Below are 2,520 nucleotides of genomic sequence, written 5' to 3' on the forward strand. Positions count from 1 at the left end.
CCCGCTACCAGCATCAACAGGTAGCGGGCCGATCTTTGTGCGCCCGAAGGGATTCGAACCCCTAACCTTCTGATCCGCTCGTGTGTACGCGACTGTCTGTGTGGGTCTGTCGCTCGTGTTGTCTGGCAACAGATCTCGGCTCCTCGGCCCGTTGAGCGTACGCCTAAATTCGGGCTTGTATGGGGAGGTTTGTACGGGGAAAGTAAGGGATCTTCGAGTCGCGCCAAGGCCTACGGTGCCGCTAGGTAGCGCGCCCTTTTCAGCCTTTATTTGTATCCGATTCGAAAATCGAGCTTTGAACTTTAGTCAAGAGGTCTCTGAATTCAGTCAGGTACTGTTGGTATAGTGCATCAGAAAGGCGCTCCGCATTTTTCATTAGATCGTTAAGGTTTTCTATAAGGAGCTGGCGGGCTTCGTGATAATGACCCAATACCTTATATTGCTTCGCGATCTCGAAAGCGAGATCGTATCGAACCGGCACAAATAAGTCGCTGTCGTTTAGCATTCTCGAATAGTGTCGCCTGAGTATGTGCAGCTCCGAATATCCGTCGTCGATAGATTCTATAGATGGAGTCATCTCTTCATCCGCAGGGCTGAAATTCGTGAGCGTCATCCGCTCGTAACGATTCAACTTACTAAGAAACCTTACGTCACCATTCTTTCGCGCCTCTTCCTTTGCGTTCATGATGAGACCGAGAGGGATTTCAAATTTCGACTTCCTGTTCAACACATTACCCGGAAGCGAAAAGATCGTCCTAAGCATTTCATATTCATTCTTCGAAATGTTGGCGAACTGGTCGAAGGAACCCGATGATTCGCGAGCAGACTTTACGGTTGTGATCGTTGTCTCCTCTACCGCTGCATCAAGATACCGGTTCGCCGAACGGAGGAACGCATCCAAGGTTGTCTGATGATATTTTTGGCCCGTACTTTCATGCATCTCTCGTACCAACTCCGGACGCGGACCGATGGTTTTTCCATACGCCTTTACGTAGAAGTCTTCCTTGACATCGTCGGTGACAAATAGAACTGGCCGCTTCTGCTTTTCTGCATGGTCAAGCAATTCGAACCAAATCAGGCAGTCGCCTGTTGGATCCTTCTTGCTATTCGCATCCTTGTAACCAGGCGGGGTGAGACTTGCGATTCGCGATTGGGCATCAAGACGACGACTGGTGAGGACTTCCTCGTCTAGTTTCTCGCCGATGTTGTGGGGACTTAGGATCCGATCCAGCGCCGATCTAACGGGGTCATCGTTCTTGACATCATCAAAGTCAATGGTGTGGTCTTTCCGCACCGACTGAAATGCTTCCGCCATGTCCGCTTGGCGCGATTCCATGAAGGACTTAAGCCCTTTATCGGCCTCGAAAAACTCGTTAGACACGCGTTCACGTATATCGCGGTCCCGGATAGTGGTACTAGTTTTCTTGGCAAGCTCGCGTATCGCAGCGCTAGCATCATCCAGTATTTTTTGCAGTGACCCGCGGGGTATTGCTTCAATGGAATCGAATACGGAGTTTACCTCGGCAGCGACCTCCAGTCGGTTCCTCTGATACTCAAGCGCGACTTGATAGGGAATCCACAGTCGATCCGAAACTTTTTCCAAGGCCGCTATAATTTGGCGTCTCTGCGTTCCATTGACTCTGTACAAGGAAAGTAGGATGTTCGCATCTAGAGCGATCGTGCCAACTCTGTAGAACTCAGCCAGTTCCGGTTCACTGGGACCGTACCACTCACTCAGGATGGTTTTCATCGCTCCATTTGGCCTTTCCGTGTTTGAAACACATTGAATCACAGCCGATTACATGCGGCCGTGTGCCACGCCCCGCAGATTGGCCCTGCTGGGTGGTGGTCTGCGCAATGGTGGGGCTGGCTACCCGCCTGCCCCGATAGGGCCTGCCCTTCTCGCGTAGAGGCTCCGCGGTCAAGGGTGGCGATAGCCATCACGTAGTGACGCCGTAGGCGCTCTTGACGGTGGAGGGGCGCGGGAACACAATGCAGGCCACCACGCAGCAGGGCTACGCGGCCGAAGGTCGCGCAGCAGTTCAGTACCCCGATCACAGCGCAGTTCCCCGGACGGGGCTATCGGCCCAGGAAAGTTGGGGCCGAAGCCCCCGGCGGTCAGGTGGCGTCGCATCCGCATCCGATGCAGCGCAGCAAGGTCCTCGGCCATGAATGGCCCTACGAACCCGACCGCAACATCCGTCGCCTGGTACCTCGACGGGGCCGGACCACAGCCGGTCGACCGGGCACAGCGCCTGGCGGATTCGTGGACGACTGCGGGAGGTAAGCCGGGTACGGCTCTCGTCGCGCCCACACTTCTCGGTTATCGAAAATTCAGCAATCTCGGATCGGTGGGTGTCGGCGCAGCGTGCCGCCGACGCGCCGACGCGCCGCGCGACCGCAGTTCAGGGAGCGCGCTGCGTGTCGCAGCGTCGGCGGCGGCGCGCAGCGCCGGCGCCTCTTGATCCTGTATGGCGAAATTCGGCAACCACTTGCGGAGGGTGAGGTGGTCCCGAAAAT

General features: G+C 55.4%; 2 protein-coding genes. Both read right to left on the minus strand.

Annotated elements, in window-relative coordinates; all coding sequences use genetic code 11:
* Window positions 1-259 precede the first annotated feature (259 nt).
* Window positions 260-1,750 carry a PIN-like domain-containing protein gene (locus ACWDU1_RS31570; RefSeq protein ID WP_450004075.1) on the minus strand — a complete coding sequence of 497 codons (1,491 nt, stop codon included), beginning with the start codon at window positions 1,748-1,750 and terminating at the stop codon, window positions 260-262.
* A gap of 573 nt (window positions 1,751-2,323) precedes the next feature.
* Window positions 2,324-2,520: hypothetical protein (locus tag ACWDU1_RS31575; RefSeq protein WP_450004076.1), on the minus strand; the 197-nt coding region annotated here is incomplete at its 5' end.

The sequence above is a fragment of the Nocardia sp. NPDC003345 genome (assembly GCF_053589395.1).